Origin of the sequence: Pseudomonas sp. 22072, from assembly GCF_052046095.1 — a bacterium.
Classification (GTDB): Bacteria; Pseudomonadota; Gammaproteobacteria; order Pseudomonadales; family Pseudomonadaceae; genus Aquipseudomonas; species Aquipseudomonas paracarnis.
In genome coordinates, this window is the sequence record NZ_JBQEQE010000013.1 from 1 (window position 1) to 25,079 (window position 25,079).

General features: G+C 61.2%; 24 protein-coding genes. 9 read left to right on the top strand and 15 right to left on the bottom strand.

All coding sequences use genetic code 11. The features are described 5' to 3' along the window. Positions 1-388: 388 nt before the first annotated feature. From ACTJLA_RS15020 to ACTJLA_RS15040, 5 genes are all read right to left on the bottom strand, one after another. Complete coding sequence (locus ACTJLA_RS15020) at positions 389-2,830, bottom strand: penicillin acylase family protein (protein WP_314549197.1); 2,442 nt, start codon at positions 2,828-2,830, stop codon at positions 389-391. A 239-nt stretch (positions 2,831-3,069) separates the two neighbouring features. Beyond that, a complete protein-coding gene (locus ACTJLA_RS15025) occupies positions 3,070-3,276 on the bottom strand; it encodes an SEC-C metal-binding domain-containing protein (RefSeq protein ID WP_057975615.1) in 207 nt (68 codons plus the stop codon). Beyond that, positions 3,273-3,755 carry an LEA type 2 family protein gene (locus ACTJLA_RS15030; protein WP_057975616.1) on the bottom strand — a complete coding sequence of 161 codons (483 nt, stop codon included), beginning with the start codon at positions 3,753-3,755 and terminating at the stop codon, positions 3,273-3,275. The genes ACTJLA_RS15025 and ACTJLA_RS15030 overlap by 4 nt, the downstream gene beginning before the upstream one ends. A 21-nt stretch (positions 3,756-3,776) precedes the next feature. Continuing rightward, the gene (locus tag ACTJLA_RS15035) at positions 3,777-4,247 is read right to left on the bottom strand and encodes a YchJ family protein (protein WP_034125936.1); all 471 of its coding nucleotides are present in this window, start codon (positions 4,245-4,247) and stop codon (positions 3,777-3,779) included. Between the two features lie 4 nt (positions 4,248-4,251). Continuing rightward, entirely contained in the window at positions 4,252-4,749 is a 498-nt protein-coding gene (locus ACTJLA_RS15040) for a DUF6231 family protein (protein ID WP_314549250.1), read from the bottom strand. A 179-nt stretch (positions 4,750-4,928) separates the two neighbouring features. On the opposite strand from ACTJLA_RS15040, the gene ACTJLA_RS15045 reads away from it, so the two are divergent. Then, positions 4,929-5,687 (top strand): hypothetical protein, encoded by a 759-nt coding sequence (locus ACTJLA_RS15045; protein WP_034125938.1) that lies wholly within the window; start codon positions 4,929-4,931, stop codon positions 5,685-5,687. 57 nt (positions 5,688-5,744) lie between these two features. On the opposite strand, the gene ACTJLA_RS15050 is transcribed toward ACTJLA_RS15045, so the two are convergent. Then, positions 5,745-6,209 (bottom strand): CopD family protein, encoded by a 465-nt coding sequence (locus ACTJLA_RS15050; protein WP_105226044.1) that lies wholly within the window; start codon positions 6,207-6,209, stop codon positions 5,745-5,747. Positions 6,210-6,308: 99 nt separating this feature from the next. Between ACTJLA_RS15050 and dinG the strand changes: the two genes are divergently transcribed. The 6 genes from dinG to ACTJLA_RS15080 all read left to right on the top strand — a co-directional run bounded on the left by dinG (position 6,309) and on the right by ACTJLA_RS15080 (position 14,767). Next, positions 6,309-8,453, top strand: coding sequence for an ATP-dependent DNA helicase DinG (dinG, locus tag ACTJLA_RS15055; RefSeq protein ID WP_014717263.1), 2,145 nt, complete (start codon positions 6,309-6,311; stop codon positions 8,451-8,453). A gap of 88 nt (positions 8,454-8,541) precedes the next feature. Next, positions 8,542-10,839, top strand: coding sequence for a beta-galactosidase (locus ACTJLA_RS15060; RefSeq protein ID WP_314549258.1), 2,298 nt, complete (start codon positions 8,542-8,544; stop codon positions 10,837-10,839). Positions 10,840-10,921: 82 nt separating this feature from the next. After that, positions 10,922-12,067 (top strand): serine hydrolase domain-containing protein, encoded by a 1,146-nt coding sequence (locus tag ACTJLA_RS15065; protein WP_060764380.1) that lies wholly within the window; start codon positions 10,922-10,924, stop codon positions 12,065-12,067. 143 nt (positions 12,068-12,210) lie between these two features. After that, positions 12,211-13,362 (top strand): OmpA family protein, encoded by a 1,152-nt coding sequence (locus ACTJLA_RS15070; RefSeq protein WP_080757662.1) that lies wholly within the window; start codon positions 12,211-12,213, stop codon positions 13,360-13,362. A gap of 27 nt (positions 13,363-13,389) precedes the next feature. Next, positions 13,390-14,037, top strand: coding sequence for a pyridoxamine 5'-phosphate oxidase (pdxH, locus tag ACTJLA_RS15075; protein WP_054917903.1), 648 nt, complete (start codon positions 13,390-13,392; stop codon positions 14,035-14,037). Between the two features lie 265 nt (positions 14,038-14,302). Then, positions 14,303-14,767 carry a glycine zipper 2TM domain-containing protein gene (locus tag ACTJLA_RS15080; protein ID WP_003189251.1) on the top strand — a complete coding sequence of 155 codons (465 nt, stop codon included), beginning with the start codon at positions 14,303-14,305 and terminating at the stop codon, positions 14,765-14,767. A gap of 101 nt (positions 14,768-14,868) precedes the next feature. Here ACTJLA_RS15080 and nhaA read toward each other — a convergent pair whose 3' ends face one another. Then, positions 14,869-16,053, bottom strand: a complete 1,185-nt coding sequence (gene nhaA, locus ACTJLA_RS15085; RefSeq protein WP_054897977.1) for a Na+/H+ antiporter NhaA — start codon at positions 16,051-16,053, stop codon at positions 14,869-14,871. Positions 16,054-16,269: 216 nt separating this feature from the next. Between nhaA and ACTJLA_RS15090 the strand changes: the two genes are divergently transcribed. Next, on the top strand, positions 16,270-17,364 hold the full coding sequence (locus ACTJLA_RS15090; protein WP_034125945.1) for a PLP-dependent cysteine synthase family protein: 1,095 nt from the start codon (positions 16,270-16,272) through the stop codon (positions 17,362-17,364). A gap of 92 nt (positions 17,365-17,456) precedes the next feature. Here ACTJLA_RS15090 and ACTJLA_RS15095 read toward each other — a convergent pair whose 3' ends face one another. The 3 genes from ACTJLA_RS15095 to ACTJLA_RS15105 all read right to left on the bottom strand — a co-directional run bounded on the left by ACTJLA_RS15095 (position 17,457) and on the right by ACTJLA_RS15105 (position 20,544). Then, positions 17,457-19,070 (bottom strand): NAD(P)/FAD-dependent oxidoreductase, encoded by a 1,614-nt coding sequence (locus tag ACTJLA_RS15095; RefSeq protein WP_034125946.1) that lies wholly within the window; start codon positions 19,068-19,070, stop codon positions 17,457-17,459. Positions 19,071-19,176: 106 nt separating this feature from the next. Next, entirely contained in the window at positions 19,177-19,848 is a 672-nt protein-coding gene (locus ACTJLA_RS15100) for a COG3650 family protein (protein WP_034125947.1), read from the bottom strand. 96 nt (positions 19,849-19,944) lie between these two features. Beyond that, positions 19,945-20,544: a short chain dehydrogenase gene (locus ACTJLA_RS15105; protein WP_034125948.1), complete on the bottom strand. Its 600-nt coding sequence runs from the start codon at positions 20,542-20,544 to the stop codon at positions 19,945-19,947. Between the two features lie 218 nt (positions 20,545-20,762). Here ACTJLA_RS15105 and ACTJLA_RS15110 point away from each other — a divergent pair, with 218 nt between their 5' ends. Continuing rightward, positions 20,763-21,677, top strand: coding sequence for a LysR family transcriptional regulator (locus ACTJLA_RS15110; protein WP_034125949.1), 915 nt, complete (start codon positions 20,763-20,765; stop codon positions 21,675-21,677). On the opposite strand, the gene ACTJLA_RS15115 is transcribed toward ACTJLA_RS15110, so the two are convergent. From ACTJLA_RS15115 to ACTJLA_RS15135, 5 genes are all read right to left on the bottom strand, one after another. Beyond that, positions 21,668-22,153: a DoxX family protein gene (locus ACTJLA_RS15115; RefSeq protein ID WP_034125950.1), complete on the bottom strand. Its 486-nt coding sequence runs from the start codon at positions 22,151-22,153 to the stop codon at positions 21,668-21,670. The genes ACTJLA_RS15110 and ACTJLA_RS15115 overlap by 10 nt on opposite strands. Next, positions 22,150-22,926 carry an HvfC/BufC N-terminal domain-containing protein gene (locus ACTJLA_RS15120; RefSeq protein WP_440841520.1) on the bottom strand — a complete coding sequence of 259 codons (777 nt, stop codon included), beginning with the start codon at positions 22,924-22,926 and terminating at the stop codon, positions 22,150-22,152. The genes ACTJLA_RS15115 and ACTJLA_RS15120 overlap by 4 nt, the downstream gene beginning before the upstream one ends. Beyond that, positions 22,923-23,801 (bottom strand): MNIO family bufferin maturase, encoded by an 879-nt coding sequence (gene bufB / locus ACTJLA_RS15125; RefSeq protein ID WP_057975626.1) that lies wholly within the window; start codon positions 23,799-23,801, stop codon positions 22,923-22,925. Before bufB ends, ACTJLA_RS15120 begins: the two co-directional genes overlap by 4 nt. 22 nt (positions 23,802-23,823) lie before the next feature. Then, entirely contained in the window at positions 23,824-24,120 is a 297-nt protein-coding gene (locus ACTJLA_RS15130; protein WP_034125953.1) for a BufA1 family periplasmic bufferin-type metallophore, read from the bottom strand. Between the two features lie 257 nt (positions 24,121-24,377). Next, positions 24,378-25,079 (bottom strand): ABC transporter ATP-binding protein, encoded by a 702-nt coding sequence (locus ACTJLA_RS15135; RefSeq protein WP_003193540.1) that lies wholly within the window; start codon positions 25,077-25,079, stop codon positions 24,378-24,380.

Here is a 25,079-nt window from a genome sequence, read left to right on the forward strand (position 1 = left end):
TCCATGGCGCGGGGCGGCTAAACCGGCATCCCTGCCGGTTTACCCCCCAAATCACTGTCGAATTCCGGCCAGCGTGGTTTGACGGGGCGCCTAAGATCAAGATCAAAAGCAGATCAAGAGCAAGATCAAGAGCGGCTCGCTTCGCATCGTGGTTACCGTCGGCTGCTATCGCAGGCAAGCCACAATGCCAGTCAGTCAAGCGGTCATCGCCGACTGTAGGAGCGAGCTTGCTCGCGAAAATCGTCAACGATAACGCGTGCTTGCTGAATGAAAGCGGCGCCTGTGAGTTTTTCGCGAGCAAGCTCGCTCCTACAAAAAGCCCTTAACTGACTGGCATTGAGGCAAGCCAGCTCCCACAGCGTTATCCAGTTTCGTCAGGGAAGCCCGGTTACTTACCAGGCGTCAGGGTCAACCTTGTCTTGCCGTACACCTTTTCAAAGTTCTGCGGCTGCATCGGAAAGCTCAGGTATTGCGCCTTCAGCGACGGGTCGATGCCATTGGCATAGTTCGGGCTGGCCGGGTTGCCGGATTGGCCGATGCCGCCCTGGCCCATCATCGGTTCCACTTGGCCGAAGTCGATGATCATGCGCAGCGCCGACACCTGGGTCGCGTTGAAATCCTGGCCCCAGCTATACGGCGCCGGGTTCAAGGTGTTGTGGTCGCCACCGCTGGCAAAGGGGCCGCGGATGACCTGGCCGCTGGTATTTTTCCAGGTGGTGCTGTGCAACTTGCCCCACTGCCAGGCCTTGTGGTCGGCGCCCAGTTGGCTGTCGCCAGTAGTGATGGCGGCGGCCAGGGTGCGAGCCAGGATCGCGGGTTTGTCTTCTATTTGCGGTGTACGCGTGTCATCCCAAAATGGGCTGTCTTCACGGCCCAGCAGGTGGTCGGCGATGGCCGAGTAGGACAGGCTGGCGTTGCTGACGAAGGCTTTCCAACTGGCGCTGTTTTCCGGGCCGAGTTTGTCGAGGAAGATCTGCCGGGCGCTTTCCTGCAGGAACAGTTCGTAGATTGCCGCGTCAGCCGAGGTGGTTGCCAGCCGACCATCGAAAGTCATCAGGCGCTCCAGTGCTTCGCGGGCCTTGGCACGTTCCGCTGTCGGCAGGGCCTCGATGGCCTGCTTGAGCGGCTGGGCCATGCCGGGTGCCTGGAACATGTTCTTGAGCTTGGCGGCGAAGAGGGTGGTCTGGTCGTATTGCATGGCGATCAGGCTGCGGCTGTCATGCTTGCCGGCGTTGGCCAGTTGCGCCAGGCGCTCGCTGCGCTCCGGTGCATCCCAGGCGTTGGACAGTTGCATGCCGTAGCCACGCGGCGCGGTACGCTGGTTGGCGGTGCCGATCCAGCCTTGGGCCGGGTCCTGGTCGTACGGGTGCAACATCGCGTCGGCGTAGCCGTCCCAGTCAAAGCGCGTGTCCCAGCCCGGCGATGGCAACAGGCCTTCGCCTTCGCGGCGGTTGGGGAAACGGCCGGTGACCTGCCAGCCGATGTTGCTGGCGTCGGCGAAGATCATGTTCAGGCCGATGGCGCGAATCTCGCGGGTAGCATCCGAGGCCTTGCCGGCGTTTTGTGCGCGGGACAGGTCGAAGAACGCATCCAGGCTCTTGTCGTCCTTGAAGTCGGCGGTTTGCAAGGCCAGGCCAAGACCGCTGGTGAGCGCCTGGCTGCTGTTGAGCAGAGCGCCGTGGCGGGTTTCGTACACCACTTCGCGAATCGAGCGCTGGCCCTTGATGAAGAAGGTTTCGTTGCGCACGCCGGCCGGCAGCCATTTGCCGTTGTTCTCGTAGTACAGCGCACTGCCCTGGCGTTTGACCTTCTCCAGAAACAGGTCCTGGGTGTCGCCCTTGACCGCGCTCATGCTCCACGCCACTTTGCCGTTGAAACCAGCCAGCAGGGTCGGCAGGCCGGCAATCGAAGCACCGACGGCCTGGTATTTGGGCGCACGAATCTGCACGTAGTTCCACGGCGACGGTGCTTGTGGCTGCGCGGCGATATCGTTGGCCAACAGGCTTTTGCCGCTGCGGCTGCGTTGTGGGCCAATGGCCCAGTTGCTTGAGGTGGTGACGCCCAGGGCATTGAGGTCGCGCAATTGCTGGCCCACCGTCTCCAGCCCGGCGAGGCCGGTGATCTGGTTCAGGTTGACGCCTTTGAGCTTGTCGGCTTCGGCCAGCGGGACGGGTTCGTCCGGTGCGCTTGGGGTGAGCCAGGCCAGTTTATCGACGCCGACCTTCTGCGCCAGCACCAGGGACGAAAGCTCCTCCTGCAAGTTGCTCGACTGGCTGAAATTGAGCAGGCAGAACAGCAGCGCCGAATCTTCCGGCTTCCAGTACTCGGGCTTGTAGCCGCTCTGGGCCAGGTCCGTCGGCAACTTGTCGCGATAACGGAACAGGTAGGCGTTGACGCCTCGGGCATACACTTCAAAGAAGCGTTTGAGGCGCGGCGATGAGGCGCTATACAACTCGCCAGCGCTTTTCTTGAGGTTGACCGCCCGCATGAAACGGTCGACGTCCAGCACTTGCGGCCCCGACATTTCCGCCAGGCGGCCCTGGGCCAGCAGGCGCAGGGTGACCATCTGGGTGATGCGGTCGCTGGCGTGCACGTAACCGAGGCTGAACAGTGCGTCGTGGAAGGTGTTGCTTTCGATCAGCGGCATGCCTTGGGCATTGCGGCGCACCGACACATTCTGTGCCAGGCCCTTGATTGGCTGCACGCCGGCAACGGGCGGCAGGGTGTCCTGGGTGTTCTGGAGCTGGCAACCGGCCAGGCCCAAGGCACTGACCACTGCCGCGGCAACGCCGAACCGGGGAAGAAAATGTAAGAGGGCTGGCGAGGCCATGGCAAAGCTCCTGCGGGGGGTAGCGTCAGTAAAGGCGCTACGTTAGTGAGCGCGGCGAAACGACGCAAGCGGGAGTTTTGGCAATTGCGTGAGAACTTGAAACAGCCACCAATCGAGGTGGCTTAAGGTTTTGTAGGAGCGAGCTTGCTCGCGAGAAACCCATAGGCGCCGCGTTTACTCAGAAAACGCGCGCTATCGTTGACGTTTTTCGCGAGCAAGCTCGCTCCTACCCGTGCGGTTTAAGCACCGTGGCACTTCTTGAATTTCTTCTCGCTGCCGCACGGGCAAGGATCGTTGCGACCGACGTCCTTCAATGCATTGCGCACCGGCTCTTGATGAGCGTGGCCGCAGTTCGGGCCGTGGACATGGCCGTGGTCGTGATCATGATCATGGTGGTCGTGATCGTGGTTGCAGTCAGGACCATGGACATGGGGTTGCTGTGTCATCGATGTTGCTCCGGAATAAAATCGCCGGGGATTATCTCGCCATTGTGTGCCACCTGCACGTCATTACCGATGAATAATCCGGTTTTCAGTTCGCCTTCTAAACGATAAGGCACGGGCCGGTCGGGATTTTTCAGCATCTGCACCACCTCACGCACCTGTGGCCAGAGGTTGGTGCGCACAGAGACCTTGAAGAATTTATGACCGCGTGGCGGTACGGTCAGCCACTCGTTGGACTCGCCTTCGGTCAACACCAGATTGCCCAGGCTGACCTTGTAGACCAGGCCGCGCACGGTCAGGTCGGCGTCGTCGCGGTTGTCCACGCGAAAGTACAGCTTGAATTTCTGTTCCAGCAGCTTGGCCCGCACCACTTCGACCTTGACCAGGGAAACGTGGGGGGGCGGCGCGTCGTCTTCGAACCAGGACGCGCAGCCGGTCAGGGCCAGGGTCAACGCCAGCATCAAGCTATACATCCGAAGCATGGCGCTATCCCCGTCGAGTGATTAGAAGTAGCTGGAACAGCACTTCTTGAATTTCTGCCCGCTGCCACACAAACAGGCATCGTTACGTCCGGCCTTCACTTCTACCGTAGGATCGATGAAGTACCAGCGCCCTTCATTCTGTACGAAAGAAGACTGCTCGCGGTGACTATGTTCACCGGCAGCGTCATGCCAGCGCGCGGTAAAGGTGACAAAGGCGTGCTCAGGCTGGCCGCCGAATACCTCGGAGCTTTCCACCTCCAGGCCCAGCCAGGTGCTCTGTGCACTCCAGGCGGCAATGGCGTCGCGGTCCAGGCCGGCCTGTTGCGCAGGCAGCGTAGTGGCGACCAGGTAATCGACCAGGCCCAGCACATAGGCGCTGTAGCGCGAGCGCATCAACGCGCTGGCGCAGGGGGCCGGGTGGCCGGCGTGATAATGGCCGCAGCAGGCATCCAGCAGATTGCCACTGCCGCACGGGCAAATGGATGTACTCATCGGGTTACCACCAATACTTTCCGAAGTTTTCCGGGTTGGCCCAGAAGCGGGCGTTGAGCCAGTCCGGCACCTGTTTATAGTCAAGCAGATCATAGGTAAACAGCGTCAGCACCTGATCATCGCGTTGGAAGCGTTCGCCGGCTTGCAGGGCCAGGGAGAAAAAGTCGGTGTCCTTCCAGTCGCAGGCACCCAGGTCGACCAGCACGGCAATGCGGCTGGCGTTGAGGTTACGGATGCCTCCGAGCAGGGTCAGGCCCTGGGGTTTGGACAGGTGCTCCAGGCAGTCGACCACCAGCGCGAGGTCAAAGCGCTGCGCCGCGAGGTCTTCCGGCAACGGTCCTGGCGCGGCATAGAACACCTCGGTGTCCGGGTGCGCAGCTTTGAAGGCATCCAGCGCCGGAAATTGGCTGGCGCCCACTAACAACAGGCGTTTTGGCCTGTGAAGGTCCAGCAGGGCCGCCAAGGCGTGTTGGGGCGTACGGGCAGAAATTCCAGCGGTCATTGCAGATCCTCGCATCAAGACCGTAGAGACTAGCGCGGCTGGGCGCGTGGGCCTAGAGCGCGGCGGTCGATACCCACCGAGGTGGAATTGAAGTTTTTTGATCCTTCACTGGCAAATCGCCGGTAGAAGTCGTTACTGTGCGCTCAAAGAAAAATTTGAAAACACTCAGGAGCCCCATGATGCGTAAGGTTTTTCTGTTGGCCCTGTTGGTCAGCCCCGTTGCCCTGGCCCAGAGTGTCAGTGTCGAAACCAACTCGTTGATGCGCTTGCCCAGCAGTACCAGCGTGTTGCAGCTCGAGCGCCTGGACGTGGCGGACTACGGCACCTTGCTGATTCCGGCCACCATCAGCCAGGTCACGGTGGATGAGCTGCACTTGGGGCGCGACGCACGCATCACCATTGTGCCTGGCAATACCGCCTTGCAAATGCAGGTACGCGAGGCGCAGTTGGAGCACGGTAGCCAGATCACCTCACGGGGCGCCCCCGGCACCCACGAAAAACCCGCCAAGGCTGGACGTGATCTGACCTTGCGCATTAACTCGCTGACTGCCGAAGCGCTGTCGGTGGATGCCCGTGGTGGCGCTGGAGCCCAAGGATATGCGGGCCTGGACGGTGCCAACGGCGTGGACCCGGGTTGCACCTGGGGTTCAGCCGGGCGCGGCTTTAATGGCGATAATGGCGGCGATGGCCGGCCAGGGGCAGCGGGCGCCCAGGTACGCCTGGAGTTGCCACAGGAATTCCCGGCTGAACAGATCAAGGTCTGGGTCGATGGCGGGGCTGGAGGCCTGGCGGGTGTTGCAGGTAAACCCGGCAAGGGCGGGCAGTCCAAGGGCTGCCTGGTGTACCGCGCGGACGGCGGCGAAAAGGGCCGACCAGGGTTGGAGGGGCAACCGGGGCCGGCTGGGCCTGCGGGGTCTGTGACTATCCAGCGGCTCTGAGTCGCCTGGCCTGACGCTATCGCNGGGCTTGCCCGCGATAGCGGTGTAAGACTCGCCTCAGAACATCGGCCGAGCCGAAGCCACCGCCACCACCACCAACCCCACGATCAAATTAATCCCCACCAACCTGCGAATCTGCCCCAGCGCAGCCGCGCCCGCCGACCAATCCTCAGCCGCCACCGCTGCCTTCAGCTCCGGGAACTTCAAGGCCTGGATTCGGATAAACAACGCCGTCATCACCAGATACAGCCCCATCATCACCTGCACATAACGCGGCGCGGTCTCAAAACCACTGAAGCGCAGTTGCAGCAAACCGATGCCGCTGATCGGTAAAAGCACCACCGCCACCCACACCCACACAAAAAAACGTTGAAACACATTTGCCCACAGCTTGAGCCGGGCAGGGCCCTCAAGCGCCGCCATGGCGGCGGGGCGCAGGATCATCCAGGCGAAAAACATGCCGCCGACCCAGATCAATGCGGCCAGTACATGCAGGGTATAAGCGAGGCTAAACGCGGTCATTGTGGTACTCCGTTCTGCGCGGGATTAATTAGCGGGGTATGATAGCGGCCGATCCGAACCACTGAAAATTTATCCAGCGTTTTTTGCGCCCGACTATCCATGATCAGCACTGAACTCAAAACCACGATCCAGGGCGCCTATTCGCGTTTTCTCGAAGCCAAGAGCTTGAAACCGCGCTACGGCCAACGCCTGATGATCGCCGAAGTGGCAAAAGTCCTCGGGGATATCGACACCGACGACGAAGGCCGCCGCGAGGGTGAGCCTGCGGTAGTGGCCGTCGAGGCCGGTACCGGTACCGGCAAGACCGTGGCCTACAGCCTGGCTGCGATCCCTACGGCCAAGGCTGCTGGCAAGCGCCTGGTGATCGCCACCGCTACCGTCGCGCTGCAAGAGCAGATCGTCTACAAAGACTTGCCCGACCTGATGCGCAACAGCGGCTTGAGCTTTACCTTCGCCCTGGCCAAGGGCCGTGGCCGCTACATGTGCCTGTCCAAGCTCGACGTATTGCTGCAGGAAGGCCACGCCCAAACCGCCACCGCCTCCTTGTTCGAAGAAGAAGGCTTCAAGATCGAGGTGGATGAGGCCAGCCAGAAGCTGTTTACCAGCATGATCGAGAAGCTGGCCGGCAACAAATGGGACGGCGACCGCGACAGCTGGCCCACCGCCCTGGAAGATTCAGACTGGGCGCGCCTGACCACCGACCATAGCCAATGCACCAACCGCCATTGCCCCAACTTCGGCCAGTGCGCGTTCTACAAGGCGCGCGAAGGCATGGGCAAAGTGGACGTCATCGTCACCAACCACGACATGGTATTGGCTGACCTCGCCTTGGGCGGCGGTGCGGTACTGCCTGATCCCCGCGACACCCTCTACGTCTTCGACGAAGGCCACCATCTGCCAGACAAGGCCATTGGCCATTTCGCCCACTACACCCGTTTGCGTTCCACGGCCGACTGGCTGGAAACCACTGCCAAGAATCTCACCAAGTTGCTGGCCCAGCACCCGTTACCCGGCGACTTGGGCAAGTTGATCGAGCAAGTGCCGGAGCTGGCGCGCGAGATCAAGACCCAGCAGCAGTTCATGTTCAGCGCCTGCGAGCAGGTGGCGGACTTCAAGCCCGGTGAAGACGTCGAAGGCCGAGAGCGCCCGCGCCACCGTTTTGTCGGCGGGATGATTCCCGAGCACATGCGCGAAATGGGCATCGAGCTGAAGAAAGGCTTTTCACGCCTGACCGACCTGTTCACCCGCCTGACGGATTTGCTCAAGGAAGGCATGGATGGCGAGGTCAATATCGGCATCGCCAGCAACCAGGCCGAAGAGTGGTATCCCTTGTTCGGCAGTTTGCTGTCTCGTTCCCAAGGCAATTGGGAGCTGTGGACCGCCTTTACCGTCGAAGACCCGGAAGACAACCCGCCCATGGCCCGCTGGCTGACGTTGTCGGAAAGCGGTGCGCTGTTCGATATCGAGGTCAACGCCAGTCCGATCCTCGCCGCTGAAATGCTGCGCCGCAACCTGTGGAACGTCGCCTACGGCTGCCTGGTAACCTCGGCCACGCTGACGGCCCTGGGCACCTTTGACCGCTTCCGCATGCGCGCCGGCCTGCCGAAAAAGGCCGTCACCGCCGTGGTGCCCAGCCCGTTTCATCACGCTGACGCCGGCGTGCTTCGGGTGCCGGACCTCAAGGCCGACCCACGGGATGCGGCGGCGCACACGGCGGCGATCATTCGCGATCTGCCGTCGTTGGTGGAAGGCTCCCGCGGCACCCTGGTGCTGTTCTCGTCGCGCAAACAGATGCAGGACGTGTTCGATGGCCTCGACCGCGACTGGCGCAAGCAAGTGTTTATCCAGGGCAACCTGTCCAAGCAGGAAACCCTGAACAAGCACAAAGCGCGGGTCGACGGTGGGGATTCCAGTGTGTTGTTCGGCCTGGCCAGCTTTGCCGAAGGCGTGGACTTGCCCGGTGCCTACTGCGAACACGTGGTGATCGCCAAAATCCCGTTCTCGGTGCCGGATGACCCGGTCGAGGCCGCACTGGCCGAATGGATCGAAGCCCGGGGCGGCAACCCGTTCATGGAAATCTCGGTGCCGGATGCTTCACTGAAACTGGTGCAGGCCTGCGGGCGTCTGCTGCGTACCGAAGAAGACCGCGGCACCATCACCTTGCTCGACCGTCGCCTGGTTACCCAGCGCTATGGCAAGGCGATCCTCAATGCATTGCCGCCGTTCAGGCGCGAAATTTCTTAAGCCACCGTGGGCGGATTCGCCCACTCTGTGGTCTATCTCATCACTATCATCAGGCCAGTCATCGGCCGTTTGGGAGAACCTTGTTCGTATGATTCGCACGCTGCCCGCTCTTTTTGCCCTGCTGTTCGCTGCGCCGTTGATGGCGGCGCCCGAGGGGCAACAAACGCTGTTCAACTTCGTCCGGCCGGCCGATGTGGTCAAGGTGGCGACCCAGGACGCCAGCCTGCCGCAATACAATGCCGAACAAACGCCCGAAGGCGAGGTGCTGCGCCGCATCACCTTCAACCCAGCGGCCGAGCCGAGCCTGGTGCTCAGCCCGCAGACGGGGACGTGGGACTGGTCGCAATCGAGCGCCATGAGCCTGCGTATCCAGAGCGCGATGAACTGGGCGCTGACCCTTTACGTCAAGGTGCAGAGCGCCGACGGCAAGACGCTCGTCAGCCGCATCGACCTGCCGGCCGGCCCGGCCCAGACGCTGCTCGTCCCGCTGCAAGCCAACTCACCGCTGAGCCAGGGCATGAAGGCCGGCCCGCCGATGCCGATGACTGTGGATGGCCAACGGGTATTGCTGGCCGCCAGCGCCGGGGAAATCGACCGCAGCCAGGTCGTCTCGGTGACCCTGTCGATGCTCAAGCCCAATGCCGCTCAAAGTATCCTGCTGGAGCGCTTTGGCGTGCAGGACAGCGAGCCGGTATTGAAGGCTGCCTACACTGAACTGGTGGATGCCTATGGCCAATCCAACCGCGCACGCTGGCCGGAGAAGGTCAGCAGTGACGAGCAACTCAAGGCATCGGCCGCCAAGGAAAAACAGCAGCTCAAGACCTGGCTGGCCGAGCGGGACAAGTCCTCCCTGGATCAATACGGTGGCTGGAAGAAGGGCCCGGCCTTCGATGCCAGCGGTTTTTTCCGCACCCAGAAGCGCGACGGCCGCTGGTACCTGGTGACGCCGCAGGGGCATCCGTTCTACTCGCTGGGGGTGAACACCGTGGCGCCGGACAACAGCCAGACCTACGTGGCGGGGCGCGAGTGGATGTTCGCGGCGCTGCCCAAGGCCGGCGAACCCTTTGACAAGTACTACGGCAGCGACGACAGCCGCACCGGCAACGGCGCCGGTGAAGGCCGCGGCTTTGGCTCGGGGCGTTGGTACGATTTCTATGGGGCCAACTTGCAGCGCACTTACGGCGGTGACGCGTTGGACCAGCCACGCTGGGTGACCCATACCCTCGATCGCCTGCAAGCCTGGGGCTTCAACACCGTCGGCAACTGGAGCGATCCGGACCTGGCTACTGCCGACCGCGTGCCGTACACCTTGCCGCTGTCGATTGTCGGTGACTATGCCAGCATCAGCACCGGCACCGACTGGTGGGGCGGCATGCCCGACCCGTTCGACCCGCGCTTTGCCATGGCCACCGAGCGCGCAGTGGCTATTGCCGCACGCGATCACCGTGACGATCCTTGGCTGATCGGTTTCTTTGCCGACAACGAACTGGCCTGGGCCGGTCCTGGCGAGGATGCAAAATCCCGCTACGCCCTGGCGTACGGCACCCTGCGCATGACCACCGACGTGCCGGCCAAGCGCGCCTTCCTCAAGCAACTGCGCGATAAATACCGCAATGAAGAGGGCCTTTCCAAAGCCTGGGGTATTCAACTGGCTGGTTGGGAACTGATGGAAGACCCAGGCTTCGAGCCGCCGATGCCCAGCTCTGAACACCCGGAAATCGAAGCCGACTTCAAGTATTTCCAGAAGACCTTCGCCGATGCTTACTTCAAGACCATTTCCGACTCGCTGAAGTGGCACGCGCCCAACCAGCTGTTGCTGGGCGGCCGTTTTGCGGTGAGCACGCCCGAGGCCGTCGCTTCGTGCGCGCAGTATTGCGACGTGCTGAGCTTCAACATGTACACCTTGAAACCCCAGGACGGTTACGACTTCGCCGCCCTGCGTGCGCTGGACAAACCGGTACTGATCACCGAATTCAACTTTGGCTCCGCCGACCGCGGCCCGTTCTGGGGCGGCGTGACGCAACTGGCTCGCGAAGAGGACCGCGGCGCGGCCTACTCCGCGTTCCTCAAGCAGGCGGTGGCCGAGCCGTCGATTGTCGGGGTGCACTGGTTCCAGTACCTGGACCAGCCGGTAACCGGGCGTCTGCTGGATGGTGAAAACGGCCATTTCGGCCTGGTCGGCATCACCGATGTACCCTTCCAGGGCTTTGTCGAGACGGTGCGCAAGAGCAACCTGGCCGCGCTCGACCAGTTGGGCCGTGAGGCGCAAAAAGCCAAGGCCACCCAAGCGATGCGTGAAAGTGACGCCGGCAAGCCGGGGCGCGACGGCAAAGGCGCGGGGCAGGGCGCTGAGCATGCTGGTGGGCACGCTGGAAACGGTCATTGATTCATCGTTGACGGGTTCACAAAACCTACAATGGCTGAAAGAATGGCGACCACTTTTCATGGTGTTTTCCGAGGGGACTTAGGTGCAGATTCAGGGTCATTACGAGCTGCAGTTCGAAGCGGTGCGCGAAGCCTTCGCCGCCCTGTTCGATGATCCTCAGGAGCGTGGTGCCGGGCTGTGCATCCAGATCGGCGGGCAAACCGTCGTCGACCTGTGGGCCGGTACTGCCGACAAGGACGGTGCCGAGGCCTGGCACAGCGATACCATCGTCAACCTGTTCTCCTGCACCAAGACCTTCACGGCAGTGACTGCCCTGCAACTGGTGGCCGAAGGCAAGCTCAAGCTCGATGCGCCGGTAGCCGAGTACTGGCCGGAGTTTGCCGCTGCTGGCAAGGACGCGATCACGCTGCGCCAGTTGCTCTGCCACCAGGCCGGGCTGCCCGCCATCCGCGAAATGCTGCCTACCGAAGCGTTGTACGACTGGCAATTGATGGTCGATACCCTGGCGGCAGAAGCCCCGTGGTGGACACCGGGCCAGGGCCACGGCTATGAGGCAATCACCTACGGCTGGCTGGTTGGCGAACTGTTGCGTCGCGCCGACGGGCGCGGGCCGGGGGAGTCGATCGTGGCGCGGGTGGCACGCCCATTGGGGTTGGACTTCCATGTAGGCCTGGCGGATGAAGAGTTTTATCGCGTCGCTCATATAGCGCGCAGCAAAGGCACTATGGGGGATGAAGCCGCGCAACGGTTACTTCAAGTAATGATGCGCGAGCCGGCGGCGATGACTACCCGTGCATTTGCCAATCCACCGTCTATTCTGACCAGCACTAATAAGCCTGAATGGCGACGCATGCAGCAGCCTGCGGCGAATGGCCACGGTAATGCACGCAGCCTGGCCGGGTTTTATAGTGGTTTGTTGGACGGTAGTTTGCTGGAAAGCGACATGCTCGAACAATTGACCCGCGAGCACAGTATCGGGCTGGATAAAACCTTATTGACCCAAACCCGCTTCGGCCTGGGCTGCATGTTGGATCAACCGCAGTTGCCCAATGCCACGTTCGGCCTCGGACCACGTGCATTCGGGCATCCCGGGGCAGGGGGCTCAGTCGGGTTTGCCGACCCTGAACATGATGTAGCCTTCGGTTTTGTGACTAATACCCTGGGTCCCTACGTACTTATGGACCCGCGGGCCCAGAAGTTGGTCGGAATATTGGCCGGTTGTCTATAAACCCCTTGCTGTTTCACAATTTTTTGTTACAAAGGCAAGTATAAAAAAGATGCTGAACGACATGTTGTAAGTTGAATGTTCTTTTAGCGTCTGTTTAACGGGTCCTGCGACCCTCTGGTTTTTTCTCATTTTGTGGATATCTCATGTTATCGAACAAGTCTTTGGCACTGGCGCTGTGCCTCACTATTACGGGTTGTGCACAAACTCCACAAAATGATGCCGAAGGTGGGCATTGGTGGTCATTTGGATCTGACAAAACGGCGACCAAGGATCCAGTGGCCCAGACCGACGCCAAGTCGGATGCCAAACCCGACGCCAAGCCGGCCGCCGGTGCCAAGCCTGTTGAGCCTGTCACCGCTGCTGCCGCTGCCCCGGCTGCCAAAGCCGACACCGGTTACAGCTGGTGGCCGTTTTCCACCAAGAGTGCCGAAGACAAAGCCGCCGACGCCAAGGCCGACCTGAAAGCCGACCTCAAGGCGGCAACCCCGGCCTCGGACGCCGCACCTGTCGTCGCCAAGACCGACAGCGAGCCGCGCTGGTGGTGGCCGTTCGAAAGCAAGCCAAAGCCATTGGCCAAGGTCGATGTGACCAATGTACAAATGCCTGACCCGAAGATCACCCAAGCCTGGCTGGACGAATACGAACCACGCCTGCGTGCCGCCATCAAGGACAGCAACCTGCAACTGGAGCGCCGTGACAACACCCTGGTGGTGATTGCCCCGGTAGACGGCTCCTACAACCCGAAGCGTCCGGCCATGTTGCTGCCGGTGACCCTGGGCCCGTTCACGCGGGTGGCCAAGGCCGTCGAAGCTGACCCGAAGACCGCCGTACTGGTGCTGGGCCACGTTGATGCCACGGGCAGCGCCCCGGCCAGCCAGGCGTTGAGCAAGGAGCGTGCGCAGTCCATTGCCTCGATTTTCAGCCTGAGTGGTCTGAAACAGGATCGCTTGATGCTGCGTGGCATGGGCGACCTTATGCCGCGTGCCGCCAACGACAGCAATCAGGGGCGTGCGCTGAACCGTCGCATGGAAATCATGTTCACTCAGCGTACAACGATGTTGGCACTGCTGAGCAAGTACAACTCCGGCAAGACCCCGCCCGTAGCCGAAATGGTCGCGGTGCAGAATGTGCCTGCGCCAGCACCTGCGGCCAAAGCGCCTGCCAAAAAGGCCACGGCCAAGAAAGCGGCGGCCAAGCCAGCGGCTAAAAAGGCTGCGGCCAAGCCGGCTGCGAAGAAACCTGCCACGGCAAAAGCCAAGGCGGCACCCGCTTCGAACGATCAGGCGAAGAACTGAGCTGTTGAACCACAAGGATAAAGCCGCATGACCCAGGCACTGGCCGATATGCGCCGTGACTACACACGGGACGGTTTGAGCGAGGCCCAGGCCCCGGACGAGCCGTTTGCGTTGTTCCACCATTGGTTTGCTGATGCGGTGAAAACCGAACAGCCGCCAGTGGAGGCCAATGCCATGACGCTGGCGACAGTGGATCAGGACGGCCGCCCGCACTGCCGCATCCTGCTGCTCAAGGGCCTGGATGCACAGGGCTTTACCTTCTTCACCAACTATCAGAGCGCCAAGGGTGAACAACTCGCGGCGCGGCCGTTTGCGGCCATGACCTTCTTCTGGCCCACCCTGGAGCGCCAGGTACGCATTGAAGGGCGCGTGGCCAAGGTCACGCCTGAAGAGTCGGATGCTTATTATCAGGTGCGCCCGTTGGGCAGCCGCCTGGGTGCCTGGGCCTCTCCGCAGAGCAAAGTCATTCGTGATCGCGATGAGCTGCAGGCGCTGCTCAAGGCCACTGAAGAGCGTTTCAGCGATACCCAGCCCGATTGCCCCGAGCATTGGGGAGGGTACCGTTTACTGCCTGAGCGCATCGAGTTCTGGCAAGGCCGCGCCAGCCGCCTGCATGATCGCCTCAACTACCGCTTGCAAGACGGCCAATGGTGCCGCGAGCGCCTGGCGCCCTGAGCGTCACCTTTCGTCATCCCACCTGAATCAACACCGTTGCGTCGAAGTCTCTGTTCAAGAGACTTCGGACGCTTTCGGCTGTGCGGCTACACTGATCGAGCCGGTTATGGCATCGTTCCGTACCCTGGCTTGGTTACCGTTCGTCGAGTTCTCTGGTGCTGGCAGTCTGTACTCAGGCTGAATGAAAGCAAGTTTCTGCCTGGTGCGCCGTGACACGCGCCAAGCCACAGCGTTTAATGAATACCTGTCCTTTGGAGTTGATGCTATGCGTAAGTCCGTTTTACTAGTTGCCTGCTTTACCACCCTGTCGTTGCTGCTGGGTGGCTGCGCCTCGAGTCTGACCGGCGACTCGTACTCTCGTGATGAGGCGCGTCGTGTACAGACCGTTCGCATGGGCACCATCGAATCTCTGCGTCCGGTGAAAATCGAAGGCACCAAAACCCCAATCGGCGGCGCCGCGGGCGCAGTCATCGGCGGCGTTGGCGGCAGCGCCATCGGTGGCGGCCGAGGCAGCATCGTTACTGCTGTGATCGGCGCAGTTGCGGGCGGCCTGCTGGGCTCGGCCACTGAAGAAGGCCTGACCCGTACCCAGGGCGTGGAAATCACCGTGCGCGAAGACGACGGCAGCATGCGTGCTTACGTACAAGCCGTGCAGGAAAATGAAATCTTCCGCATTGGCGACCGCGTACGCATCATGACCGTCGACGGTACCAGCCGCGTTACTCGCTAAGCCTTAAGCTTCAGGCGAAGAAAAACCCCCAACCGGGTGACCGGTTGGGGGTTTTGTTTGTAGGAGCGAGCAAGCTCGCTCCTACAACTGACTGACTTCAATCATGCAACGACGACTTTCTTGCGACTTGCCATCGCCGTCACGGCATACCCGATAAAGGCCGCCAGGATCGACCCGGTCAGAATCCCCATGCGATCTTCACCGGCAAACTCACTGGCGCCTGGCACAAACGCCAGGGAGCCGACAAACAGGCTCATGGTGAAGCCGATCCCGCACAGAATCGCCACGCCCATTACCTGACCCCAGTTGGCGCCGCTGGGCAGTGAGGCGATGCCGGTCTTGATCGCCAGCCAGGTGAGGCCGAACACACCGACGGTCTTGCCGATCAAGAGACCGGCGGCGATGCCCATGGGCACGGAGTGGGTGAAGCTCTCCAGGCTGACACCTGTCAGAGAGACCCCGGCATTGGCAAACGCGAACAGCGGCAGGATGGCGTAGGCCACCCAGGGATGCAGGGCGTGTTCCAGGCTCAGCAGCGGTGAGGTTTCGGCATTCTTGGTGCGCAGTGGAATGCAGAACGCCAGGGTTACACCCGCCAAGGTCGCATGCACACCGCTCTTGAGCACGCACACCCACAGGATCAGGCCGATGATCATATACGGCCCCAGCTTGATCACGCCCAGGCGGTTCATCGCAATCAGCGCAATCAAGCACGCCCCCGCGCCCGCCAGGGATGCCGTGGACAAGTCAGCGGAATAGAACAAGGCAATGACGATGATGGCGCCAAGGTCATCAATGATCGCCAGGGTCATCAGGAACAGCTTCAGCGACACTGGTACGCGCTTGCCCAGCAGGGCCAGAACGCCCAGCGCAAAGGCAATGTCGGTGGCCATGGGGATCGCCCAGCCGGCCAGGGCGGCCGGGTTGTCCTTGTTAAGCGCCCAGTAGATCAGCGCCGGCACAACCATGCCGCCGATGGCCGCTGCGCCAGGCAGCACCACTTGCGAAGGCTTGGACAGGTGACCATCCAGCAGCTCACGCTTGACCTCCAGGCCGATCAGCAGGAAAAACAGGGCCATCAGGCCATCGTTGATCCAAAGCAGCGCCGGCTTGGCGATTTTCAACGCGCCAACCTGAGCCACCACCGGCGTGTCGAGAAAGGCGTTGTACAGGTGCGACAACGGTGAGTTGTTGATAATCAGCGCCAAAGCGGCAGCGGCGATCAACAACAGACCACTGGCGGCTTCCAGCTGGAAGAAACGGGTGAAAGTGCTACGCAGAGGCAAGGGATGCTCTCCAATCCAGGTTCAATAGGTGGGTACCCTAACCCGTACCGTTAGTTGTTAAAACAAAAGTTATATTCTTATTTGTTATAAGTGGTTGGCCGGAACATCGGTGGGTTAAAGACTAGCAATTGTGTGTCCAATTGCGTCGTCACTGTATCTGTGTGAAGCGTGGGAAACATCCTAAGATCACCGCTGAAAGCCTTTAGAGAAGCCACCATGAGCGACCACCGTACCTGGGCCCGCGAAGCCATTCGTATCATTGAAGCGGACTTCCAGCGGAGCGCCGATACCCACCTGATCCCGCTGCCATTACCGGGTTTGCCAGGCATCGAGTTGTACTTCAAGGATGAGTCCAGCCACCCCACCGGCAGCCTGAAACACCGGCTGGCGCGCTCGTTGTTCCTGTATGCGCTGTGCAATGGTTGGCTCAAGCCTGGCGCCCCCGTTATTGAAGCGTCCAGCGGCTCCACCGCGATCTCGGAAGCCTACTTCGCGCGCTTGCTCGGCTTGCCGTTCATTGCCGTCATGCCCGCGACCACGTCCCAAGAGAAGATCGCCCAGATTGCCTTCTATGGTGGCAAGAGCCATCTGGTCCAGGACCCGACGCAGATCTACGCCGAATCCGAACGCCTGGCCCAGGAAAGCGGTGGTCACTTCATGGACCAGTTCACTTACGCCGAACGTGCCACCGACTGGCGGGCGAACAACAACATCGCCGAATCGATCTTCCAGCAGATGCGCTTTGAACAGCACCCGGAGCCGAGTTGGTTGATTTCCAGCCCTGGCACCGGCGGCACCACCGCGACCCTGGGCCGCTATGTGCGTTATCGCCAGCATTGCACCCGGGTGTTGTGTGCCGATGCCGAACGCTCGGTGTTCTTCGACTTCTACCAGAGTGGTGATGCCAGCCTGCGCCTGGACTGTGGCTCACGGATTGAAGGGATTGGTCGCCCACGTGTGGAGGCCTCGTTTCTGCCGGCGGTGATTGACGCCATGGTCAAGGTACCGGATGCATTGTCCCTGGCGGCCATGCATTACCTGGCTGAGCATTTGGGACGACGGGTTGGCGGGTCCAGCGGGACCAACCTGATCGGTGCGCTGATGGCGGCGCAACAGATGAAAGCGGCGGGGGAGTCGGGGTCGATCGTTGCGATCTTGTGCGATGGTGGTGAGCGCTATGCCACGACCTATTACGATCAAGCTTGGCTGGCGGGGCAGGGCTATGAGCTGGAAGGGTTGATCGCGGCGGTTGCGGCGAGTGTCGAGCGCGGTGAGGCGCTACCCGCTAACATCCTGCGCGCTAATATCTGACAAGCAGCGCCAAGTTGTAAGCTCCAAGCTACAAGAAAAGCAGGATGCATACCTGTTTTTAGCTTGTGGCTTGAAGCTTACAACTCGAAGCTTCAACCGTGGATGCCGAGCATATCCCGCGCCAACGCCTCGGCGATCCGAATCCCGTCGACACCCGCCGACAGAATCCCACCGGCATACCCCGCGCCTTCTCCGGCCGGGAACAAGCCTTTGACGTTCAGGCTCTGCATTGACTCGTTGCGGGTAATGCGCAAGGGCGATGAGGTGCGGGTCTCGATGCCGGTCAGCACCGCATCGTGCAGCGAGTAACCTTTGATCTGTTTCTCAAACGCCGGCAAGGCTTCGCGGATGGCTTCGATGGCGAAGTCCGGCAGGGCCAGGGCCAGGTCACCCAGCGACACACCGGGTTTGTAGGACGGCTCCACACTGCCCAGCGCGGTGGAGGGTTTGCCGGCGATGAAGTCGCCCACCAGTTGCGCCGGGGCCTCGTAGTTGCTGCCGCCGAGGATGTAGGCGTGGGACTCCAGGCGCTCCTGCAACTCGATACCGGCCAGCGGGCCACCCGGGTAATCCACCTCGGGGGTAATGCCTACCACGATGCCAGAGTTGGCATTGCGCTCGTTACGCGAGTATTGGCTCATGCCGTTGGTCACGACGCGATGGGGCTCCGAGGTCGCAGCCACGACGGTGCCGCCCGGGCACATGCAGAAGCTGTAAACCGAACGGCCGTTCTTGGCGTGGTGCACCAGCTTGTAGTCCGCAGCACCCAGCTTCGGGTGGCCGGCGTATTTACCCAGGCGTGCGGCGTCGATCAGCGACTGTGGGTGTTCGATACGGAAACCCACCGAGAACGGCTTGGCTTCCATGTACACGCCACGGTCGTGGAGCATGCGGAAGGTGTCCCGGGCGCTGTGGCCCAGGGCAAGAATCACGTGCTTGGAGAGGATCTGCTCGCCGCCGTCGATGACCACGCCGTTCAACTGGCCGTCTTCGATCAACACGTCGGTGACCCGCTGCTCGAAGCGTACTTCACCGCCCAGGGCGATGATCTGCTCGCGCATGTTTTCCACCACGCCGGTCAGGCGGAAGGTGCCGATGTGGGGCTTGCTGACGTAGAGAATTTCTTCCGGCGCGCCGGCCTTGACGAACTCGTGCAGCACTTTGCGACCGTGGAATTTCGGGTCCTTGATCTGGCTGTACAGCTTGCCGTCGGAGAAGGTGCCTGCGCCGCCTTCACCGAATTGCACGTTGGACTCGGGGTTGAGCACGCTTTTGCGCCACAGGCCCCAGGTGTCCTTGGTGCGTTGGCGCACTTCCTTGCCGCGCTCGAGGATGATCGGCTTGAAGCCCATCTGTGCCAGCAGCAGCCCGGCGAAAATTCCGCAGGGACCGAAGCCCACCACGATTGGCCGCTCAGCCAGGCCTTCCGGCGCCTGGCCCACCACCTTGTAGCTGACATCCGGTGCCGGGTTGACGTTGCGGTCGTCGGCAAACTTGAGCAGCAGCGCGGCTTCACCCTTCACGTTCAGGTCGACGGTGTAGATGAAGCACAGCTCAGAGGTCTTTTTACGCGCATCGTAGCTGCGCTTGAACAGGGTGAAATCGAGCAGGTCATCACTGGCGATGCCCAGGCGCTGCACGATGGCAGTGCGCAGGTCTTCTTCGGGATGGTCGATGGGCAGCTTGAGTTCGGTGATTCGTAACATGACAGGATCCGGTAGGCGGCGGGCAAGGAGGCCGGCTGTTTTGCAAACCGGCGATTATAAGCCCCAATGGCAAGTTTCCGTCAGGTTAAAACAGCACAGGGCCTAATCAGTCGTCCCGCGAGCCGCCGAATGCTGCGCAACCACGCTGCACCTGGCCGTTCACGCGCAACTCGGCGCTCATGTGTTGCAGGCTGCCGCTCACACTGTCGACGCAGCGCTGGGGCGCCACCCACAGTTCGATGTGCTGGTTGTTGGCTTCGGTCATCAGATTGAAGCGGCCGTCGCCCAGTTGTTCCTCGACGTAGGGTACTGCCAAAGGTGGATGGCCTTCGCGTTCCAGCACCATGCCCTTGGCCGTGACATTCATTGCCCAGGCGGGTTTATGGCCGTTGGCCCGCAGGATCATGCGCTTGAAGTCCGGGTCGGAGCACGCTGAAGTCGAGCGTTCGACGCGATACAGCTGTTGCAGGTCCACTGAACCCTGGGTGCCGCTGGCGACCCCGGAAAACTTGCCGCGCAGGTCGGCAAACAGCTTGCCCTGCTGGCCGGCCAGCGAGGCGGCTTCCTGCAGGACGCTGGTGCCGCCGGTGTCGTTGACCACGTAGCTACGCTGGTCGCCGCACGGCTGGAACAGCAGTTTGCCGTCCACCGCGGTCAACTCACCCTGCATACGGGTCAGCCCGACAGTCGATGGCTTGGCCGGCTCGCTTTCGAACAATTGGCAGGCGGCGAATACAGGAAGCAAGGCAAACAGGACGAGGGTACGGGCGGCGCGCATTATCGGGTCTCCAGGCAAGTGCCGCCACGTTACGCAGGCTGGCCGTGCATCACAAGCCCGCTTGCCAGCTTCAGGCGTTTCTTACAGCACTCACCCTCACCCCACGATAAAGGTCTGACCAGTTTGTAGGCCCTCGACGCTTTTGGCGTAAGCCAGCGCTACATCGGCGGCGGGGGCAGGTTTGTAGCCACGGAAATAAGGGGCATAGCTGCCCATGGCTTCCAGTAGTACCGTCGGGCTGACCGAGTTGATACGCAGGCCGCGAGGCAATTCAATGGCCGCCGCTTTGACGAAGGCGTCCAGAGCACCGTTGACCAAGGCCGCCGAAGCGCCGGTACGGATCGGATCACGGTTCAGGATGCCGCTGGTGAACGTGAACGAAGCACCGTCGTTGGCGTACTCACGGCCGATCAACAGCAGGTTGACCTGGCCCATCAGCTTGTCACGCAGGCCCAGTTCGAAATCGCTGTCGTTCATGTCTGCCAGGGGCACGAAGTTGACGCTGCCTGCCGCGCAGATCAGGGCGTCGAACTTACCGGTCTGCTCGAACAGCTTACGGATCGAGGCGCTATCGCTGATATCCACCTGGAAGTCACCGCTGGTGCGGCCGATGCTGATCACTTCGTGGCGCTGGGCCAGTTCCGCCTTGACCGCTGAACCGATGGTGCCGCTGGCACCGATCAATAGGATTTTCATCGTGCTGTTCCTCTGGGGCTGATTTCCTGCAGGGGCAAGCGTGCTCGCGAAAAACTCAAGGTCGCCGGCGTGTAGTCAGGCTTACCGCGTGATCGTTGACGTTCTTCGCGAGCAAGCTCGCTCCTACAGGGGTTGGGATTTGCGTTCAGTCTAGTGTGGCTTTTTAATTGGATAAACGTGCTAATAGGCAACCTTTGGTTTTCAAATGGAAACAGTCCATGAGCGAAATGGATGACCTGGCGGCGTTCGCCGTGCTGATCGAAGCCGGCAGTTTCACCGTGGCGGCCGCACAATTGGGCTGCAGCAAAGGGCAGTTGTCCAAGCGCATCAGCCAGTTGGAAGCGCAGTTTGCCGTGGTTTTGCTGCACCGCACCACGCGCAAGCTGAGCCTGACTGCTGCCGGCGCGGCGTTGCTGCCCCAGGCACAAGCATTGGTGGTGCAGGTGGAACGCGCCCGCCAGGCATTGGCGCGGCTCAAAGATGATTTGGCTGGCCCTGTGCGTATGACCGTTCCAGTGTCGTTGGGTGAAACCTTCTTCGATGGCTTGCTGCTGGAGTTCTCCAAGCAATACCCGCAGGTGCAGATCGAGCTGGAGCTCAATAACAACTACCGAGACTTGGCACGGGATGGTTTTGACTTGGGGGTACGGTCGGGCGCCATCGAACATGAACGCTTGGTGGCTAAACCTTTGCTGGCCTGGCATGAGATGACCTGCGCCAGCCCGGCTTATCTGGAACAGCATGGCGAGCCGCAGACCCCAGCGGACCTGGCGGCGCACAGCTGTTTGCTCAACAGTCATTACAGTGGCCGCGAGGAATGGTTGTACCACCAGCAACACGAATTGCTGCGGGTAAAGGTGAGCGGCACCTTCGCCTCCAACCACTACAACCTGCTGAAAAAAGCAGCGTTGGTCGGCGCCGGTATTGCCCGCCTGCCGTCCTACGTTCTACCCACGGAGCTGGCTGACGGCCGATTGCGCTGGCTGCTGCGCGATTATCAGACACGCAGCATGCCGATGTACCTGGTGCATCCCTACCAGGGCGGCTTGCCACGGCGTACCCAGGTGTTGGCCGACTACCTGGTGGACTGGTTCAAGCGCAGCGGCGAGGCACTGGATCGGCTTCAGCGATAACGACGGGCAATCAGGTGGTCGATGGACAGGCACCCGGGGCCTTTGGCAAGCAACAACAACAACAGCGCAAGCCAGGTGCCGTGAGTGGGGTAGGCGTCAGGGTAGACGAACAGCTGGATGGTCAAGGTCATGCCGATCAGGGCCAGGGCCGAGAAGCGCGTGGCGAACCCCAGCAGAATCAGTACCGGGAAAAAGTGCTCGGCAAAGGTTGCCAGATGCGCGGCCACCTCTGGCGACAGCAGAGGCAATTGGTATTCGCTGCGAAACAAAAAGAGGGTCGAGGCGGCGAGTTTGGGCTCACCCCATTGGAAGGTGCCGCTGATCAGGTCAATGGCAAAGCCTTCGACCTTGGTCTGGCCAGACTTCCAGAACACCGCCGCAATGGAGAAGCGCGCGATAAAGGCGATCAGGCTGTAGGGGATTTTTTCAAACAGTGCCACGGTTCGTTTTACCAGGCAGGGAGCGGGAAAGTTCATGGCGATACCTCTGGTTGCAGATGCAAATGGGTGATGGCGTCGTGGCTGATCAACAGCGTGAGACATAGGTGCAAATCGAATTCGTCAGAGGCTTGCAGGGCATCAGCTATGGCCATTTCCAGCCCTGCGCCTTGGTTGAGTCGGTTGATAAAGGTCACAGACCCGCGGTCGATGGCGAATACCTTGACCACCAACCCTTGGCGCAAGACCAGCCCGCCTTGGGCATGCCAGGGGTTCAAGCTGGCGATGGCCCCGTCGGCCTGGTGCGCCGCCCAAACCGATACCACCGCGTAGGAAGATTCCAGCGTGGCAAGTGACGGATGCAGTCCTACACGCAGTTGCCCCAGTTGCGCGCAACCTTGCAGTTGCCGAAGTACGCTGTGCTGATCCAGAACCAGACAATCCGCCGCGTGATAAGCGCGGACCCTCAAGCGCTCCAGCCGGGCGACATCGGCCAGGTAGGGCACGCTCCAGGCTGGTTCGAAACCCTGGATAAAGTCAGCGAACGTGCCGCCGTACTCACTGATCAAGGGGCTGGTGGGCGGGTGGGCCTGGGCATACAGACCGGCCATGGCACGGAAAAACTCATCGCCGACCAGTTGCCGCGCCACCGGGTAGGCGGCTGCCAAAGCATTGATCAAAGCGCTATGGACATTGTTTCGATACACCGCAAAGCGGCTCGCCGGTTCAGCACCGTTGCTGCTGAACACGCCCTCGGGGCAGGTTACTTGCGGGGCCAGTAAAGCCTCTGCGAATGTTTGCTGAATGCTCATCGGGCCACCTGCGACAAATACCATTCGGCCTGCCGGGCCTCTGCTTGCAACACGCTGAACGCGGGCACCTGGTTATCCCGCTCGATCAGCGTCGCCACCGCTCCGGTCCGCGCCAGTACCTGTGCGTAAAGCTGCCACACGGCGTTATCGATCGGCGCGCCGTGGTCATCAATCAGCAGGCGGTCGCCCAGGCTGTCGGTGTCTTCGGCAAAACCGGCCAGATGAATCTCACCCACTGCGTGCAATGGCAAGGCATCGATGTAGGTCAGCGGGTCGCGCTGATGATTGATGCAGGACACGTAGACGTTGTTGACGTCGAGCAGCAGGCCGCAACCGGTACGGCGGACTATCTGGCTGATGAAGTCGGTTTCGTCCAGGGTAGAGCGCTGGAACTGCAGGTAAGTGGAGGGGTTTTCCAACAGCATCGGCCGCTTGAGCGTGCTCTGTACCTGATCCACGTGTTCGCATACCCGCTCCAGGGTGCAGGCGTCGTAGGCCAGGGGCAGCAAGTCGTTGAGAAACACCGGGCCGTGGCTGGACCAGGCCAGGTGTTCGGAAAAAGACTGGGGTTGATAGCGTTCGATCAGCGTGGCCAGGCGTGCCAGGTGCTCGCGATCCAAGGGGGCTTCGCCGCCGATGGACAGGCCGACGCCGTGCAGTGACAGGGGGTACTGCGCACGAATCAACCCCAGGTAGTGATGAAACGGGCCGCCGGCCACCATGTAGTTTTCGGCGTGTACTTCGAAAAAACCGATGTCGGGGCGGGTCTCGAGAACCTCGCTGAAGTGCTCGGTCTTGAGCCCCAGCCCGGCCCGATAGGGGAGGCCGGGCACCTGAGCCGGTGAGACCGCGTGTTGGGCTGTAGGCGTCATCATCAGTACTCAGGCTGCGCGGGGTTCAGGATTTGGCGGTGAAGGCCGCTTCCTGGCCAAAACCGGTCGGCGAGGTGGTGCTTGGGGTCTTGGTGCAAGTGCCGGCGGGTACCAGCTTCCAGGCATTGGCCTGGTCTTTGGTTTTGGAGGTGCCAGCGCACGACGTACCGGCGCCCGCGGCGCAGTCATTCTTGCCGGCTTCAGCCACGCCGAAGCATTTCTGCATGTCGTCGGCCGCGTGGGCGGTGGTGGTCAGGGCGGACAGGCTCAGGGCAGAACCAAGGGCCAGAACGAGGGTGGCGGCGGACAGTTTGGTGGTCATGGTGTGTCTCCAGCAGTGGTTGAATGCGCAGGCTTGATTGCCTGCATGCACCACTAGAGAAAGGGGGAGGGAATTCGTTACAAAGCCATCGAAAAAAACTGCAAACAACACCTGTTTAATGACTTATACAAAGCAAATGTGGGAGTCGGGCTTGCCCGCGATGCAAACGCCTCGGTTCTTCAGATACACCGGGGTGATGCCATCGCAGGCAAGCCAGCTCCCACACAAGCCAACTCCCATTTGGAACTCACTCTTTCTTAGCCGCCGAGGTAGGCCTCCCGCACCTTCGGATCGGTCAGCAATTGCTCACCCGTACCCTGCATCACCACCCGGCCATTCTCCAGCACATAGGCACGGTCAGCGATTTTCAGCGCCTGGTTGGCGTTCTGCTCCACCAAAAACACCGTCACACCGTCCTTGCGCAGCTGTTCGATGATGTCGAAGATCTGCTGGATGATGATCGGTGCCAGGCCCAGGGAAGGCTCGTCCAGCAACAACAGCTTGGGCTTGCTCATCAGCGCCCGGCCGATGGCGAGCATTTGCTGCTCGCCGCCGGACATGGTGCCGCCGCGCTGGCTGAAGCGTTCCTTGAGGCGGGGGAACAGGTGCAGCACCTTGTCCATTTGTTCCTGGTAATCGCCCTTGTCGGTAAAGAACCCACCCATGGCCAGGTTCTCTTCCACGGTCAGGCGCGAAAACACTCGACGGCCTTCCGGTACCACCGCAATGCTCTTGCGCATGATCTCGGCGGAGTGCTTGCCCACCAGTTCTTCACCCATGTAGCGGATGCTGCCACTGTAGGCTTGCGGCGAACCGCACAAGGTCATCAGCAAGGTCGATTTGCCGGCACCGTTGGCGCCGATCAGGGTGACAATCTCACCCTGGCGCACTTCCACATTGACGCTGTGCAGGGCCTGGATCTTGCCGTAGAAAGTGGAAACGTTTTCGAATTGCAGCAT